This is a genomic window from Micromonospora sp. NPDC005305, assembly GCF_040607315.1.
Classification (GTDB): domain Bacteria; phylum Actinomycetota; class Actinomycetes; order Mycobacteriales; family Micromonosporaceae; genus Micromonospora.
Window position 1 is genome coordinate 20,992 of the sequence record NZ_JBEXGL010000028.1, and the last position, 15,757, is coordinate 36,748.

The 15,757-nt window shown below is 72.7% G+C and carries 17 protein-coding genes; 9 read left to right on the plus strand and 8 right to left on the minus strand.

Annotation, left to right across the window (positions count from 1 at the left end; translation table 11 throughout):
* Nucleotides 1-108 precede the first annotated feature (108 nt).
* The 7 genes from ABZS80_RS29705 (at nt 109) to mug (ending at nt 5,821) form a co-directional block, all read left to right on the plus strand.
* Nucleotides 109-726 carry an IS607 family transposase gene (locus ABZS80_RS29705; RefSeq protein WP_355060993.1) on the plus strand — a complete coding sequence of 206 codons (618 nt, stop codon included), beginning with the start codon at nt 109-111 and terminating at the stop codon, nt 724-726.
* Nucleotides 723-2,141, plus strand: a complete 1,419-nt coding sequence (locus ABZS80_RS29710; RefSeq protein WP_355060995.1) for a transposase — start codon at nt 723-725, stop codon at nt 2,139-2,141. Before ABZS80_RS29705 ends, ABZS80_RS29710 begins: the two co-directional genes overlap by 4 nt.
* Nucleotides 2,142-2,154: 13 nt before the next feature.
* Entirely contained in the window at nt 2,155-3,057 is a 903-nt protein-coding gene (locus ABZS80_RS29715; protein ID WP_355060997.1) for a TIGR04222 domain-containing membrane protein, read from the plus strand.
* A complete protein-coding gene (locus tag ABZS80_RS29720) occupies nt 3,054-3,875 on the plus strand; it encodes a DUF692 domain-containing protein (RefSeq protein ID WP_355060999.1) in 822 nt (273 codons plus the stop codon). The genes ABZS80_RS29715 and ABZS80_RS29720 overlap by 4 nt, the downstream gene beginning before the upstream one ends.
* A complete protein-coding gene (locus ABZS80_RS29725) occupies nt 3,872-4,321 on the plus strand; it encodes a hypothetical protein (protein WP_355061001.1) in 450 nt (149 codons plus the stop codon). Before ABZS80_RS29720 ends, ABZS80_RS29725 begins: the two co-directional genes overlap by 4 nt.
* 43 nt (nt 4,322-4,364) lie before the next feature.
* Nucleotides 4,365-5,126 carry an SDR family oxidoreductase gene (locus ABZS80_RS29730; protein WP_355061003.1) on the plus strand — a complete coding sequence of 254 codons (762 nt, stop codon included), beginning with the start codon at nt 4,365-4,367 and terminating at the stop codon, nt 5,124-5,126.
* Nucleotides 5,127-5,320: 194 nt separating this feature from the next.
* Nucleotides 5,321-5,821, plus strand: a complete 501-nt coding sequence (gene mug / locus ABZS80_RS29735; RefSeq protein ID WP_355061068.1) for a G/U mismatch-specific DNA glycosylase — start codon at nt 5,321-5,323, stop codon at nt 5,819-5,821.
* A 7-nt stretch (nt 5,822-5,828) separates the two neighbouring features.
* Here mug and ABZS80_RS29740 read toward each other — a convergent pair whose 3' ends face one another.
* The 6 genes from ABZS80_RS29740 to ABZS80_RS29765 form a co-directional block, all read right to left on the minus strand.
* Complete coding sequence (locus ABZS80_RS29740; RefSeq protein WP_355061005.1) at nt 5,829-6,611, minus strand: MerR family transcriptional regulator; 783 nt, start codon at nt 6,609-6,611, stop codon at nt 5,829-5,831.
* A gap of 34 nt (nt 6,612-6,645) precedes the next feature.
* Nucleotides 6,646-7,407, minus strand: a complete 762-nt coding sequence (locus ABZS80_RS29745) for an ABC transporter permease (protein WP_355061007.1) — start codon at nt 7,405-7,407, stop codon at nt 6,646-6,648.
* Nucleotides 7,404-8,201: an ATP-binding cassette domain-containing protein gene (locus tag ABZS80_RS29750; protein WP_355061009.1), complete on the minus strand. Its 798-nt coding sequence runs from the start codon at nt 8,199-8,201 to the stop codon at nt 7,404-7,406. The genes ABZS80_RS29745 and ABZS80_RS29750 overlap by 4 nt, the downstream gene beginning before the upstream one ends.
* 80 nt (nt 8,202-8,281) lie before the next feature.
* A complete protein-coding gene (locus ABZS80_RS29755) occupies nt 8,282-10,264 on the minus strand; it encodes an ABC transporter ATP-binding protein (protein ID WP_355061070.1) in 1,983 nt (660 codons plus the stop codon).
* Nucleotides 10,265-10,378: 114 nt separating this feature from the next.
* Entirely contained in the window at nt 10,379-11,146 is a 768-nt protein-coding gene (locus ABZS80_RS29760) for an enoyl-CoA hydratase/isomerase family protein (RefSeq protein WP_355061011.1), read from the minus strand.
* 46 nt (nt 11,147-11,192) lie between these two features.
* Complete coding sequence (locus ABZS80_RS29765) at nt 11,193-11,420, minus strand: helix-turn-helix domain-containing protein (RefSeq protein WP_007462679.1); 228 nt, start codon at nt 11,418-11,420, stop codon at nt 11,193-11,195.
* Between the two features lie 213 nt (nt 11,421-11,633).
* Here ABZS80_RS29765 and ABZS80_RS29770 point away from each other — a divergent pair, with 213 nt between their 5' ends.
* Nucleotides 11,634-12,227 (plus strand): cadmium resistance transporter, encoded by a 594-nt coding sequence (locus ABZS80_RS29770; RefSeq protein ID WP_355061013.1) that lies wholly within the window; start codon nt 11,634-11,636, stop codon nt 12,225-12,227.
* A 6-nt stretch (nt 12,228-12,233) separates the two neighbouring features.
* Here the strand turns inward: ABZS80_RS29770 and ABZS80_RS29775 are convergent, their stop codons facing one another.
* Nucleotides 12,234-13,841, minus strand: coding sequence for an ABC-F family ATP-binding cassette domain-containing protein (locus tag ABZS80_RS29775; protein ID WP_355061015.1), 1,608 nt, complete (start codon nt 13,839-13,841; stop codon nt 12,234-12,236).
* 249 nt (nt 13,842-14,090) lie between these two features.
* Here ABZS80_RS29775 and ABZS80_RS29780 point away from each other — a divergent pair, with 249 nt between their 5' ends.
* Complete coding sequence (locus ABZS80_RS29780; protein ID WP_355061072.1) at nt 14,091-15,005, plus strand: neutral zinc metallopeptidase; 915 nt, start codon at nt 14,091-14,093, stop codon at nt 15,003-15,005.
* 88 nt (nt 15,006-15,093) lie between these two features.
* On the opposite strand, the gene ABZS80_RS29785 is transcribed toward ABZS80_RS29780, so the two are convergent.
* Nucleotides 15,094-15,756 (minus strand): acVLRF1 family peptidyl-tRNA hydrolase, encoded by a 663-nt coding sequence (locus ABZS80_RS29785; RefSeq protein ID WP_355061017.1) that lies wholly within the window; start codon nt 15,754-15,756, stop codon nt 15,094-15,096.
* Nucleotide 15,757: the final 1 nt, after the last annotated feature.

A 15,757-nucleotide genomic window follows, 5' to 3' on the forward strand; every position in this document is an offset into this window, starting at 1 on the left:
GGGAGATCACCGCTGGCGGACCTGCTCCACAATGAGCCGCGATCCCTCGCGACAGGAGCAGCGACTAGTGGTTGCTTTCCTTGCTAAAGCTGTCCACAATGGGCTGTCGTGGGTAGCGTTTATCGGATCGGCGAGTTTGCTAAGCGGGTGGGCCGTTCGGTGAGTACGGTGCGCCGGTGGGAGGCGGAGGGCCGGATCGCGGCTCGTCGTCTGCCGTCCGGACAGCGGTACTTCGACGATTCCGATGTGCGCCGGGTGCTTCAGCCGGGCTTCGACGTCGACCGGCGGAAGGTTGTGGTGTACTGCCGGGTCTCGTCGCCGGGTCAGAAGCTTGAGTTGGCCTCGCAGGTGGCGGCGATGCAACAGTTCTGCCTCGCTCGTGGTCTGGCCGTGGACGAGTGGATCAGCGAGGTCGGCGGCGGGATGGACCTTCGCCGCGAAAAGTTCCTGGCGTTGATGGACGCGGTCGACCGGGGTGAGGTAGCCACGCTGGTGGTGGCGCACCAGGACCGGTTGGCCCGGTTCGGGTTCGACTTGCTGGAGCATCTGGCGGCGCGCGGCGGCTGCGAGATCGTCGTCGCCAACCAGGAGTCCCTGTCCCCGCAGCAGGAGTTGGTCGAGGACCTCCTGGCCGTCGTGCACACCTTCTCGCACCGGCTGGACGGTTTGCGCCGCTACGAGAAGGAGTTGAAAAGAGCGGACTTGGCCATGGAGGGTGACCGGTGAAGGTCACCCGGATCGCCTACTCGGCCCGACTGAACCCGGGCAAATACGCCGCCCTGGCGGAACAGGCCCGCCGGTTGGGCCGGGTGCGCAGCGAGGTGTGGCAGCGCTACGGCTCGATCAACGGTGTCGGGGCCGGACTGCGGGACCGTCAGGTGCGCGACCGGTGGCTGGCTGACGGCACGCATGTGCAGTTCGCCGTGTTGGCGAATGCGTGGAAGGAAACCGTCCGCGATGCCATGGCCGACATCGCCGCGAACCTCGGGGCGGCCAAGGTCGACGTCCGGCGGGCGATCAGCCGACGCACCAACGACCCGGCCGAGCGTAGGCGGATGTTCACCGCGCTGAAGGCCGACCAATGGGCTGACGATCCGTTCCTGGCCCGGCAGATGCGCAAGCACTGGAAGCGGGGCCACAACCGCACGCACGATCAGATCGTGGTACGCGCCGACAAGTACCACACCGCCGTCGATGGGCGGGGACGGTTGTGGCTGGCGATTCCCGGTCTCGAGCCCCGCAAGATGGTCAGGATCCCGCTGTCCACGACCGTCGCCCCGACCGGGACGCTGCGCCTGATCCTGCGCGGCGGCCGAGTCGAGGTGCACTACCAGATCGACGCGGCGACGATGCGCTCATCTCAGCGCCCGTGCGGCGACCGCAGGCTCGGCGTGGACAAGGGCTACACCGAAGCCCTGACCGACTCCGACGGCCAGCCCCACGGTGAACAGCTCGGCGTGCTGCTCACCCGCGAGTCGGACCGGTTGAAGGAACGAAACCGCCGTCGGGCGAAGCTACGCTCAATCGCCAACACCGCCGCCCTGCGTGGTGACCACGCGAAAGCGCACCGAATCAAGGCCAACAACCTCGGCACGATCAAGCGGGACCGGCAGGCCGCCCGACACCGAGCGCGGGTGCGCACGGAGATCTTCACCGCCGTGCACGAGGTCGTGGACAAGGCCGCCACCGTGATCGCCGAGGATCTCACCAAACGCTTCACCGGCCGCAAAACGCTGAGCAAGAACATCAACCGGCGTCTCGCCGCGTGGACCAAAGGAGTCACCGCCGAGGCACTGAAAAGCGTGTCGGAGCGCAGAGGTTCTGCGCTCGTACATGTCAACGCCGCCTACACCTCACAAACCTGTCACCGCTGCGGCGCCTTCGGCCGACGCAGCGGGGACCGGTTTCACTGCACTCCGTGCGGGGTGGTGTGGCAGGCCGACGTGAACGCCGCGATCAACATCCTGCACCGAGCCGGCGACCCCGACATCGCCCTGCACACCCCACACCAGAAGGTGAAGCAGATCCTGCAGGACCGGACCGATCGCCACCGGACCAGACTGCCGGTCCAGGACTCCAACCCAGCCACCACCGGGCGGAGAGCGAACCATCCGAACCGCTCAACTATGAGCAACAAGTAGGAAGCAGCAGAGCATGACAGTCCTCGCGGGCGACACCTGGGGCATCCCCGGCCCCGTCTTCCTCCGCTGGTACCTCGTGACGGCCGTCGTGCTGGTCCTCGGCACGCTGGTGTACCGGTGGCGCGCGCTGGCCGGCACCCCGGTGCAGGGCGGTGGGCCCCTCGGGCCGCAGCAGGTCGCGTACCTCAACGGGGGCGACCAGCTCGCCGTCTGGACCGCGCTCGGCGGGCTGCGCCGCGCCGGCGCGGTCGGCGTACGCCCCGACCGGCGGCTCACCACCGGTGGCCCGCTGCCGGCCGGGGTCACGCCGCTGGACCAGGCCATCCACCACGCGGCCAACCGGGGCCTGCGCTCCCGGGAGCTGGGCCAGGACGAGTGGGTCCGGCGCGCCCTCGACGAGCTGCGCGACGGTCTCGTGCGCCGCGGCCTGGCACTGGACAAGGAGCGGCGCGCGACGCTGCGCCGCGGCGCGCTGCTCGTCGGGGCCCTGCTGGCGCTCGGCTTCGTCCGGGCCTTCGTCGGCATGTCCAACAGCCGGCCCGTCGGCTGGCTGATGCTCACCCTCGTGCCGCTGTTCATCGCATTCTTTCTGCTCAACCGGGTGCCGTGGCGCACCCGCGCGGCCGACCGGGCGCTGCGGGAGCTGCGCCGCCGGCACACCTGGCTGCGTCCCTCCGCCGCGCCGGCCTACGCCACCTACGGGCCGTCCGACGCCGCGATGGGCGTCGCGCTGTTCGGCACCGCCACCCTCTGGAGCATGGACCCGGGCTTCTCCGAGCAGGCCGAGATCCAGCGCCAGGCGATGGGGTCCGCCGGCAGCTCCGGCAGTTCCTGCGGAGGCGGCAGCTCCTGCGGGGGCGGCAGCTCGTGCGGCGGGGGCAGCTCCTGCGGGGGCGGTGGCGGGTGCGGCGGATGACCGCCGGACCGTCGGGTGTGGGCATCGGGTGGCGGCCGGAGATCGCCGGCTTCGTGGCCGGCCTGCCCGGGCTGCGCTTCGTCGAGGTGGTCGCCGAGACGGTCGCCCCGGCCGGGCCCCTCCCCGACGGCCTGGCCGAGCTGCGCGGGCGGGGCGTCACCGTCGTACCCCACGGGGTGAAGCTCTCCCTCGGCGGCGCGGAGCCGGTCGACCCGGCCCGGGTGGCGCACCTGGCCGGTGTGGCCGCGGCGCTGGACGCGCCGCTGGTCAGCGAGCACATCGCGTTCGTCCGGGCCGGTGGTCTGGAGGCCGGTCACCTGCTGCCGCTGCCGCGCAGCCGCGAAGCGGTGGCCGCGGTGGTGGCCAACGTGCGCCGGGCGCAGGCGGAGCTGCCCGTGCCGCTGGCCCTGGAGCCGATCGCCGCGCTCTTCGACTGGCCGGACGACGAGCTGGACGAGGCCGACTTCCTCACCGAGATCCTCGACGCCACCGGGGCGCTGCTGCTGCTCGACGTCGCCAACGTGCACGCCAACGCGCGCAACCGGGGCGGCGACCCGGCCGACCTGCTGGACCGGCTGCCGCTGGACCGGATCGCCTACGTGCACGTGGCCGGCGGCGCCGAGCGGGGCGGCTTCTACCACGACACGCACACCGACCCGGTCCCCGCCGAGGTGCTCGACCTCGTCCGCGAGCTGTGCGACCGGCGCCGGCCTCCGGCGCTGCTGCTGGAACGCGACGGCCACTACCCGCCCGCCGCCGAGCTGCGCGGCGAGCTGGACGCCCTGGCCGCCGCCTCCTCGTACCCGGTGGTCACGTGACCGGCGGCGACCTGGCCGCGCGCCAGGCGGAACTGGTCGCGGCGCTGGTGGCCGGCGGGCCGCTGCCGCCCGGGTTCGCCGCCGCGCCCGTCGAGGCGGCCCGGCGGGCGCTGCTGCGTAAGCGGGCCGGCGACGTGGCCCGGCACTGGCCGCTGCTCGCGGCCGGCCTCGGCGACGCCTGGCCGGCCACCTTCGCCGGCTGGGCGGCCGGCCGCCCCACCAACGGCTCGTTGCGCGACGGCTGGGACCTGGCCCGGGAGCTGCGCGACCGGGGCGCCCTGCCACCGCTGGGCGCGGAGGAACTGGCCGCCCGCGAGGCGGCGAGCCGCTACGACGGCCGCAGCGCACCCCGGCCCCGCCGGCTGCCGGCCGTCGCCCGGGCCGGCGGCGCCGTCGCGGCCCAGCTCGCCGGCCGGGTACGCCTGCTCCGGCCCGCGCCGCGCTGAGAGCGGGTGGCAGGCGCCCGCAGGGTACGGCAGGATCGGCGGCATGGATCTCGGACTCGCCGACCGGGTGTACGTGCTGACCGGCGCCTCGGGCGGCCTCGGCTTCGCCACCGCCGAGCAGCTCGTCGCCGACGGCGCCCGCGTGGTGATCTCGTCGCGCGCCCCGGAACGGGTGGCCGCCGCCGTCGACGCGCTCGGCGGGCCGCAGCGGGCCATCGGGCTGACCGCCGACCTCACCGACGCGGGCACCCCGGAGCGGCTCATCGCGGCGGCGCGCGAGGAGTTCGGCCGGCTCGACGGGGCGCTCGTCTCGGTGGGCGGCCCGCCCCGCGGCACCGCCGCCCAGATCACCGACGAGCAGTGGCGCGAGTCCTTCGAGACGGTCTTCCTGGGCAGCGTCCGCACCGCGCGCACGGTGGCCGCCGCGCTCACCGACGGGGGCGCCATCGGGCTCGTGCTGTCCACCTCGGTCCGCAGCCCGCTGCCCGGGCTGGGCATCTCCAACGGCCTGCGCCCCGGCCTGGCCGGGGTGGCCAAGGACCTGGCCGACGAGCACGGTCCCCGCGGCGTACGGGTGGTCAGCCTGCTGCCGGGGCGGATCATGACCGACCGCAACCGGGAACTCCTGGCCTCGAGCGGCGACGCGGAGCGGGCCCGCGCCGAGGCCGAGGCGTCGATCCCGCTGCGCCGGGTCGGCGACCCCGCCGAGTTCGGCCGGGTGGCCGCCTTCCTGCTCTCCCCCGCCGCCGGCTACGTCACCGGGGTGACCGTGCCGGTCGACGGCGGCGCGCTGCGCGGCCTGTGACACGCGAGCCGGTGAACGAGCGACGGCGCCGACCCGGGGACACCCGGCCCGGGGCGGCCGCGCCCGGCGCCACGCGGCCCGGACCGGCCGAGCCGGACCCCACGCCGGCCGGGGCGGCCGGGCCGGACCCGGCGGCGGCCAGGCGCCGGTATCCCCGGCCGACCAAGGAGCAGCTCTCGGAGGCGGCCGACAAGCTGCTGCCGGACCTGATCGCGCCCGGGCTGGACGTGCTCTTCGTCGGGATCAACCCGGGCCTGTGGTCGGCGGCCACCGGCTGGCACTTCGCCCGCCCGGGCAACCGGTTCTGGCCGGCGCTGCACCGGGGCGGCTTCACCCCGCGCCAGCTCCACCCCAGCGAGCAGGACGAGCTGCCCGGCCTCGGGCTGGGCATCACCAACATGGTGGCCCGGGCCAGCGCCCGCGCCGACGAGCTGACCGCCGAGGAGCTGGTCGAGGGCGCGCGGGAGCTGACCACCAAGGTGGCGCGCTACCGGCCGCGGTGGGTGGCGGTGGTCGGGGTCACCGCGTACCGGATCGGGTTCGCCCGGCCCAAGGCGGGCTTCGGGCCGCAGCCGGAACCCCTCGCGGCGGCCCGCCTCTGGGTGCTGCCCAACCCCAGCGGGTTGAACGCCCACTTCACCCCGGAGACGCTCGGCGCCGCCTTCGGTGAGCTGCGCGCCGCGGTCACCGCCTGACCGGAGGTCAGCCGGGCCGCTCCGCCAGCCGCTCCATGCGGTTCCAACCGCCCCACCCGCGCTCGCGCAACAGCGCCACGAGCCGCTCCACCCGCGGATCGGCCTCCACGGCGAGCGTGTCCAGCAGGTCGTGCGGCAGATCGTCGTACGCCTCCTCGCCGAGGCTGTTCTCGCCGCAGGCGTACGCCTGCTCGGCCAGGCCGGCCATCAGGTCGGCGGCTTCCTCCAGGCGCGGGTCGTCGCCCGCGTCGTCGTCGTCGAAGATCTCCGACAGGACCCGGTAGAGCCGAACGACGTGCGGGTCGTCGAGCTGCGCGAACTTCCCCGGGATGAACTCGCGGACACGATCGGGCCAGCGGGCAGCCAGCAGGATCCACCCGTCCCGCTCACCCTCCACCATCCGCTCCGACACCCCCAGCTCCCGGAGCCGACCGAGATAGGCGATCACCTCCGGCGGGAGCGCCAGGGCGTCCCCGGCGGCGAGCTGCGCGATCTGCTTGCGGCTGGTCTCCAGCCGTTCGATCTCGTCCCGCAGGTGGCTGTCGATCCGCTGCACCGCCTCGGCGAAGGCCGCCGCCTCGGCGTCGAGCATCTGAGCGATCCGGGACAGCGGCACGCCGGCGTCGGCCAGAGTGCGGATCTTGATGAGAGACACGACCGCCGCGGCGCGATACCGCCGGTAACCCGACGCGTCCCGCTCCGGCTCGGGCAGCAGCCCGATCTGGTGGTAGTGCCGCACCGCCCGCACCGTGACGCCGGCGTACGCCGCCAGTTGCCCGATCGTCAGCATGCTCTGATCCTGCCCCCGGCCGCCCGACGCCGGCTCAGGAGATCCTGCGACGGTAGGTGATGTCGGCGAACACGTAGGCCACCACGAGGATGCCGACGCACCAGCCGAGGGCGATCCAGATGTCGGTGCCGACCTTCTGTTCGGTGAACAGGTCCCGGATCGCGTTGACGATGGAGGTCACCGGCTGGTGCTCGGCGAACGCCCGCACCGGGCCGGGCATGGACCCGGTGGGCACGAAGGCCGAGCTGATGAACGGCAGGAAGACCAGCGGGTAGGAGAACGCGCTCGCGCCGTCCACCGACTTCGCGGTGAGTCCGGGGATCACCGCGATCCAGGTCAGCGCCAGGGTGAACAGGACCAGGATGCCGGCGACCGCCAGCCACCCCAGCACGCCCGCCCCGGTGCGGAAGCCGATGAGGAGGGCGACGCCGACCACGACCACGAGCGAGATCAGGTTGGCGACCAGCGAGGTGAGGACGTGCGCCCACAGCACGGCGGACCGGGCGATCGGCATGGACTGGAACCGTTCGAAGATGCCGCCCTGCAGGTCCAGGAAGAGCCGGTAGGCGGTGTAGGAGATGCCCGAGGCGATCGTGATGAGCAGGATGCCGGGCAGCAGGTAGTTCACGTACGAGTCGGATCCGGTCTCGATCGCGCCACCGAAGACGTAGACGAACAACAGCAGGAAGGCGATCGGCATGATCGCGGTCGTGATGATGGTGTCCGGGCTGCGGGCGATGTGGCGCAGCGAACGTCCCAGGAGCACGGCGGTGTCGCCGAGGAAGTGCTTGTTCATCGCTGTTCCTTGTCCGTTCCGGCGCCGACGAGGGTGAGGAAGACGTCTTCGAGGGTCGGCTGCTTCTCGATGTACTCGATCTCGGCGGGTGGGAGGAGCCGCTTGAGTTCGTCGAGGGTGCCGTTCACGATGATCCGACCCTCGTGGAGGATCGCGATCCGGTCGGCGAGCTGCTCCGCCTCGTCGAGGTACTGGGTCGTGAGCAGCACGGTCGTGCCGCCCCGGGCGAGTTCCCGGACGGCCTGCCACACCTCGATGCGCGCCTCCGGGTCCAGCCCGGTCGTCGGCTCGTCGAGGAAGATCACCGGCGGATTCCCGATGAGGCTCATCGCGATGTCCAGCCGGCGGCGCATGCCACCGGAGTACGTCGCCACCCTCCGGTTGCCCGCGTCGGTCAGCGAGAAGCGCCGCAGCAGGTCGTCCGCGATGGCGCCCGGGTTCTTGAGGTGCCTCAACCTGGCGACCAGGACGAGGTTCTCCCGCCCGCTCAGGATCTGGTCGACCGCCGCGAACTGCCCGGTGAGGCTGATCGACTCGCGTACGTCGGCGGCCTGTGTCGCGACGTCGAAGCCGTTGACCCGGGCGGTCCCGGCGTCGGCCTTGAGCAGCGTGGACAGGATCCTCACCACGGTGGTCTTGCCCGCCCCGTTCGAGCCGAGCAGGGCGAAGATGCTGCCCCGTGCCACGTCGATGTCCACGCCGCGCAGCACGGTGAGCTGCTTGAACGACTTCTCCAGGCCGCGCACGCGTATCGCGGGCTGCTCGACCTGATGGTCCGTTGGGGGAATGCTCATGACGGCAGCATGGAGGGTTGACGCAGCGTCAGGGTCAAGCCCGCCGGGCGGATTGCCCGACAACAGTTGGTCGGACCGGGCTAGTTGGCGGCGGCCGGCGGTAGCCTCTCCTGCGCCACGTAGGTGCCGACCGGCACCGTGGTGACCACCGGCTCCGGCTGCTCCGGCTCCGTGTAGGGGGCCGGCGAGTCGGTCACCGCGAACTGGGTGCGGTAGAGCTCGGCGTAGAGGCCGCCGACGGCGACCAGCTCGTCGTGCCGGCCGCGCTCGACGATCCGCCCCTCGTCGAGGACGAGGATCTGGTCGGCGTCGCGGACCGTGGAGAGCCGGTGCGCGATGACCAGCGCGGTGCGCCCGGTCAGCGCCACCGACAGCGCCCGCTGCACCGCGGCCTCGCTCTCCGAGTCGAGGTGCGCGGTGGCCTCGTCGAGGATCACGATCGACGGGGCCTTGAGCAGCAGCCGGGCGATGGCGATGCGCTGCTTCTCGCCGCCGGAGAAGCGGTAGCCGCGCTCGCCGACCGTCGTGTCGAGCCCGTCGGGCAGGGCGCGGACCAGGTCGGCGACCTGCGCGCCGGCCAGCGCGGCCCAGATCTCGTCGTCGGTGGCGTCCGGCTTGGCGTAGCGGAGATTCTCCCGGATGGTCTCGTGGAACAGGTGCGAATCCTGCGTGACCACGCCGATCTCGTCGCGGAGCGAGGCGAGCGTGGCGTCCCGCACGTCGACCCCGCCGACGAGCACCTGGCCGTCGCTCACGTCGTAGATCCGCGAGATCAGCATGGAGAGCGTCGACTTGCCGGCGCCCGAGGGGCCGACCAGGGCCACCATCTGGCCGGGCTCGACGGCGAACGAGACGCCCTTGAGCACCGGCTCGTTGACCGTGCGGTCGAGCGCGGCGACCTCCTCCAGGGAGGCCAGCGAGACCTCGGCGGCGCTCGGGTAGCGGAACCGCACGTCGCGGAACTCGACCCGGCCATTGCCCCGGGGCACCGGCTGGGCGCCGGGCTTCTCCTCGATGCCGGGGCGCAGGTCGAGCACCTCGAAGACCCGGTCGAAGGAGACCAGCGCGCTCATGACGTCGACCCGGACGTTGGAGAGCGCGGTGAGCGGGCCGTAGAGGCGGGTGAGCAGCAGCGCCAGTTTGACCACGGTGCCGGCGCTGACCGCGCCGGTGACGGCCAGCCAGCCGCCGAGCCCGTAGGTGAGGGCCTGGGCGAGGGAGGCGACCAGCAGCATGGCCACGAAGAAGGTGCGCGAGTACATGGCCGACTGGATGCCGATGTCGCGGACCCGCTCGGCCCGGCCGGCGAACCGGGTCGCCTCCACCTCGGGCGAGCCGAAGAGCTTGACCAGCAGGGCGCCCGAGACGTTGAACCGCTCGGTCATCGTCGCGTTCATCTTGGCGTCGAGGTTGTACGACTCGCGCGTGATCTCGGCCAGCCGCCGGCCGACCCGGCGGGCCGGGATAATGAAGATGGGCAGCAGCACCAGCGCCAGCACCGTGATCTGCCAGGACAGGATGAGCATCGCCCCGGCGGTGAGCACGAGCTGGATGACGTTGCTGACCACGCCGGACAGCGTCGAGGTGAACGCCCGCTGGGCGCCCAGCACGTCGTTGTTGAGCCGGCTGACCAGCGCGCCGGTTTGGGTGCGGGTGAAGAACTGCAGCGGCATCCGCTGCACGTGGTCGTAGACCCGGGTGCGCAGGTCGAGGATGATGCCCTCGCCGATCCGCGCCGAATACCACCGCTGGGCCAGCGAGAAGAGCGCGTCGGCCACGGCCAGCACGGCGATGATCAGGGCGAGCCGGACCACGGTGGCGCCCGCGTCGGAGCCGCCGCCGGCGATCGCGTCGATGACCTCACCGGCGAGCAGCGGCGTGGCCACCCCGATCACCGCGGCGATCACCACGGTCACCAGGAAGACGAGGATGTCGCGCCGGTAGGGCTGGGCGAACGCGACGATCCGCCGCGCCGTGCCGCGCTTGAGCTGGTGGGTGGAGATCTCGTCGCGGTTGCGCATCGACCGGAGCATGCTCCAGCCGCCCATGCCGCCACCGGCCATCGGGTTGGACACTCGTCACCTCCGGGTCGTCGGCAGCCGTGGACCGTCGGAATCAATTCTCCCGACGACTACGACAACCTCGCGAGTAACCCGGATCTTCCCGAACGGTCCTTACTATTCGCCCCGCCCGGCCAGGTCGCGGATCCGCCGCGTCTGCGCCTCCCGCTCGGCCCGCTGCTGCTCGGCGTGGGTGCGCCCGCCCGCGCCGGCGAGCAGCGCCTTGATCTCCACGATCGCGTCACGGTTGTTGGCCAGCAGGCCCGCCGTCAGGTCGCGCACCGCGCCGTCGAGCTCACCGGCCGGCACCACGAGGGTGGCCAGGCCGATCCGGTCCGCCTCGGCGGCGTCCATCCGGCGGCCGGTGGCGCAGATCTCCAGCGCGCGGGAATAGCCGACCAGCTCGGCGAGGCGCTTCGTGCCGGCCAGGTCGGGGACCAGGCCGAGGGTCACCTCGGCCATGGAGAGCCGGGCATCCTCGGCGAGCACCCGCAGGTCGCAGGCGAGGGCGAGCTGGAAGCCGGCGCCGATGGCGTGGCCCTGCACGGCGGCGATCGAGATGACGTCCGGCCGGTGCAGCCAGGTGAAACCGCCCTGGTACTCGGCGATCCGGTCGGCGCACTCCTGCTCGGGCAGGGTGGACAGCTCGGCGAAGGAACCCGGGCCGGAGGAGCCGGCGACCGAGAGGTCGAGGCCGGCGGAGAAGGCCCGCCCCTCAGCGCGCACCACGACGACGCGGACGTCGCCGGGCAGCTCCCGGGAGAAGTCGCTCATCGCGCGCCACATGGCCGGGGTCTGCGCGTTGAGCACGTCGGGCCGGCACAACGTCACCGTCGCGACCGGCCCGTCGCAGTCGAGTCGTACTCCGGTCGTCTCGGGGGTCACCGGACCGCCCGGAGCACAGCGCTGATGGACGACGCTGGGGGGCGGGTCACGCCTTCTTGCGGCGCCGGGCGCCGCCACGCTGCCGCAGCTGCACCCCGGACTCGGTGAGCACCCGGTGGATGAACCCGTAGGAACGGCCGGTCGAGGCCGCGAGCGCACGGATGCTCTCACCCGAGGTGTACCGCTTTACCAGGTCCTTGGCGAGCGTCTGCCGCTCGGCCCCGACGATCCGGCGACCCTTCTCAGTGCTGGTGGCTGTGCCGGTGGCTGCCATGCTGATTCCTCACGTCCCAGACTGTGCGGTTCGGATACGGTCCCACCTATTAGACCGCCTCGGACGATCATGCGCCAGATATCAACTATTCGCCAACCGACACGCTATGCAATGTCAGCTTCCCGATAGAGTGATCCTTCTGACCGGCCCAGCCGGCGTCGGCCGGCCGGATCATGAGAGGCCGACCGGCCGGCCCACCCGTACGCTCCTCGGGTGATCGACCTGCTGCCCGCGGCGGCCGCCGCCGCGGGCGTCTTCGCCGCCACCAACATCGACGACATCGTCGTGCTCACCGTATTCTTCGTGGCGGCCCGGGCCACCGGGCGGCCCCGCCCCTGGCAGATCGTCGCCGGCCAGTACGCGGGCATCGGCGCGCTGGTCGGGGTCGCCGTCGTGGTCGCCGCCGGGCTGTTCGTGGTGCCCGACCCGTGGACCGGCCTGCTCGGGCTGCTGCCGATCGCGCTGGGCGTCCGCGCCCTGCTGGCCCGCCGGAGCGACGACGAGCCGCCGGCCGTGGTCGGCAGCCTGCTCGGCGTGGCCGGGGTGACGGTGGCCAACGGCGCCGACAACATCGCCGTCTACGTGCCGGTGTTCCGCGCGCTCGACCCGGCCACCGGCCTGGTCTGGCTGCTGGTCTTCGCCGCCCTGGTGGCCGTCTGGTGCGCGGCCGCCGCCCTGCTCGGCAGCCACCCGCGGGTGGTGTCCCTGGTCGGCCGGGCCGGCCACTGGCTGGTCCCGGCCGTCTTCATCGCCCTCGGCGCGATCATCCTGACCACCTCCGGCGTCCTCCCCCACCTGCTCCCCTGACCAGGGTCAGGCCAGTTCGACCAGTTCCAGGAGGTCGTCGGACCAGGCGTCCTCGTCGCCGTCGGGGAGGAGGATGGCGCGGTCGGGCTTCAGGGCCAGGACGGCGCCCGGGTCGTGGGTGACCAGCACGATGGCGCCCGGGTAGCGGGCGATCGCGTCGAGCACCTGCTCGCGGCTGACCGGGTCGAGGTTGTTCGTCGGCTCGTCCAGCAGCAGCACGTTGGCGCCGGAGCAGACCAGGGTGGCCAGGGCCAGCCGGGTCTTCTCACCGCCGGAGAGCACCCCGGCGGGCTTGTCGACGTCCTCGCCGGAGAAGAGGAACGCGCCCAGGATCCGGCGCAGGTCGGTGTCGGTCTGCTCCGGCGCGGCGCTGCGCATGTGCTCCAGGATGGTCCGCTCGACGTCCAGCGTCTCGTGCTCCTGGGCGTAGTAGCCGAGCCGCAGCCCGTGCCCGGGGCGCACCTCGCCGGTGTCCGGTTCGAGCAGGCCACCGAGCATCCGCAGCAGGGTGGTCTTGCCGGCGCCGTTGAGGCCCAGGATGGCCACCCGGGAGCCGCGGTCCACCGCCACGTTCACGTCGGTGAAGATCTCCAGCGACCCGTACGACTTCGACAGGCCGGAGGCCGTGAGCGGGGTCTTGCCGCACGGCGCCGGGGTGGGGAAGCGCACCTTCGCCACCTTGTCGGCGACCCGGACGTCCTCCAGGCCGGACAGCAGCTTCTCGGCCCGGCGGGCCATGTTCTGCGCGGCGACGGTCTTGGTGGCCTTGGCCCGCATCTTGTCCGCCTGGGCCATGAGCGCGCCGGCCTTCTTCTCGGCGTTGGCCCGCTCCCGGCGGCGGCGCCGCTCGTCGGTCTCCCGCGCCTCCAGGTACGCCTTCCAGCCCAGGTTGTAGACGTCGACCACGGAACGGGTGGCGTCCAGGAACCAGACCTTGTTGACCACGGCCTCCAGCAGGGACGCGTCGTGGGAGATCACGATGAGGCCGCCCTTGTGGTTGCCGAGGAAGCCGCGCAGCCAGGTGATCGAGTCGGCGTCGAGGTGGTTGGTCGGCTCGTCGAGCAGCAGGATACCGCCGCCGTTCTCACCGGCGTCGCGGAACAGGATCCGGGCCAGCTCGATGCGGCGGCGCTGGCCGCCGGAGAGGGTGCCGATGGTCTGCGCCAGGGCCCGGTCGGGCAGCCCGAGGTTCGCGCAGATACGGGCCGCCTCGGCCTCGGCCGCGTAGCCGCCCAGGGAGGCGAACTGGTCCTCCAGCGCGCCGTAGCGGCGGACCAGCCGCTCGTCATCGGCGCCCTCGGCGAGCTTCTCCTCCACCTCCTTCATCTGCGCCATGAGCACGTCAAGGCCGCGGGCGGAGAGCACCCGGTCCCGACCGGTGACGTCCAGGTCACCGGTGCGCGGGTCCTGCGGCAGGTAGCCGATCGCGCTGCGCCGGTCGATCTGCCCGCCGTAGGGCTGCCCCTCCCCCGCCAGCACCTTGAGCGTGGTGGTCTTGCCGGCGCCGTTGCGGCCGACCAGGCCGATCCGGTCACCCGGCTGCACCCGCAGCGTGGTGTCGGACAGCAGGATCCGGGAACCGGCGCGCAGCTCCAGGCCGGTGGCGTTGATCATGTCGGGGTACTCGCTCTCGGGGTTCGGCGAAGGGCTGACTCAGGGCACGCGAAAGCGCCGGCGGGTCATCAGTTCCCGTCGGCGCGGGGCCGTTCAGCCTTCGCAGCGCAGCACGCGCCAATTGTACCGGGCGCTCCCCGGCCGGCCTCCCGGATTACCGCACAAGATCATCGGGTACCGAAAACCCCGTCCGGACCCGGTCCGGTACCGCAACCACCACACACGGACTAATCGGTGATCGGGGTCAACATGGAGCTGAACGAGAACGCGCGGGTCGACACCAGCCAGGTGGATGACCGGCGAGGGTCCGGCGGAGGCGGCGGGATGGGCATCCCGATCCCGATCGGCGGCGGCCGGGGCGGGATCGTGGGCATCATCATCGCCGTCCTGGTCGCCCTGGTGGGCGGCGGCTTCGGCCTGAACGCGGCCACCAACGGCGGCGGCTCCGAGCAGGGCGACAACACCTCGCTGGAGCAGAAGTGCTCCGCGCAGGACGCGCTGAAGCAGCTCGACTGCCGCAACACCCTCTACGTCAACTCGATCCAGGCCTACTGGCGAACCGCCCTGCCGGAGGTCTTCGGCGACCAGTACAAGCCGTCCAAGACCGTGTTCTTCAGCCAGAACGTGAACACCGGCTGCGGCGCGGCCGACTCCGGGGTCGGCCCGTTCTACTGCCCGGCCGACGACCTGGTCTACATCGACCTCACCTTCTACCGCCTGCTCGCCGACCAGCTCGGCGCCGAGGGCGAGTTCGCCCAGCCGTACGTGCTGGCCCACGAGTACGGGCACCACGTGCAGGACCTGCTCGGCACCGAGGCGCAGATGCGCCGCCAGCAGCAGCGCGACCCGCAGAACGCCAACACCCTGTCGGTGAAGCTGGAACTCCAGGCCGACTGCTACGCCGGCGCCTGGGCGAAGAACGCCACGGGCACCTCCGACGAGCAGGGCCAGAAGATCTTCAAGAGCATCACCGACCAGGACATCCAGCAGGCGATCGACACCGCCGAGAAGATCGGCGACGACGCGATCCAGCAGCGCTCCGGCCGGCCGGTGAACCCGGACGAGTTCACCCACGGCACCTCCGAGCAGCGCAAGCAGTGGTTCACCAAGGGCTTCTCCACCGGCGACCCGAAGGCCTGCGACACCTTCGGCGGCAGCCTGTAACGCCCGACCGACCGCACGCGGACCCCGGCGCCCACCCCGGCGCCGGGGTCCCGTCGTGTCGGCGGGGCACCACCGGCGATGGGTGCGCTCAGCCGGCGCTGTCGGGGGCCGGGTCGCGGACCAGGATCCGCACCGCGCGGGCGGCGGCGATCGCGCCGACCAGCACCGCGTGCCGGGGCTCGGGCACGTCGAGCAGCCGCTCCGCGCGCAGGGCGGCGAGCGGGGCCAGCCGCCGGTCGGCCAGCACGGTGTCCACGGCCCGCCGGTCGCCGCCGCCGACCACGGCCGCGAGGCGCTCCGCCTCCGGTAACAGCAGGCGTACGGCCAGCTCAGCCGCGTCGCCCAGCGCCGCCCTGGCCTGGTTGTCGCGCCGCCGGGCGAAGCGCTGCTGGGACCAGCCGCCGGCGGCGGTGCGGCCCTGCACGTACCGGGTGTCCACCTTGGAGACGACCAGCTCGGCGCCGTCGGCGACGCCGACCGCCACCGCGCCCTTGCGGGCCAGCAGCAGGCCGAGCCGGCGGGGCGCGCCGGCCGCGGCCACGAAACCGGGCACGTCGGCGGCGGCCGGGGCGCCCGGCGGGGTGTGCAGCTCGGCGGTGGCGCCGTCGGGGGCGGTGAGCAGCAGGCCGTACCCCTCGACGGTCGTGGTGGGCGGGCCGTGCCGGTCGGCGAAGCCCTCGACCCAGCGGGCGACGCGGGCCGGGTCGACCTCGACCCACCGGCCGCCCCCGGCTGCGGGTCGGCTGGTCACC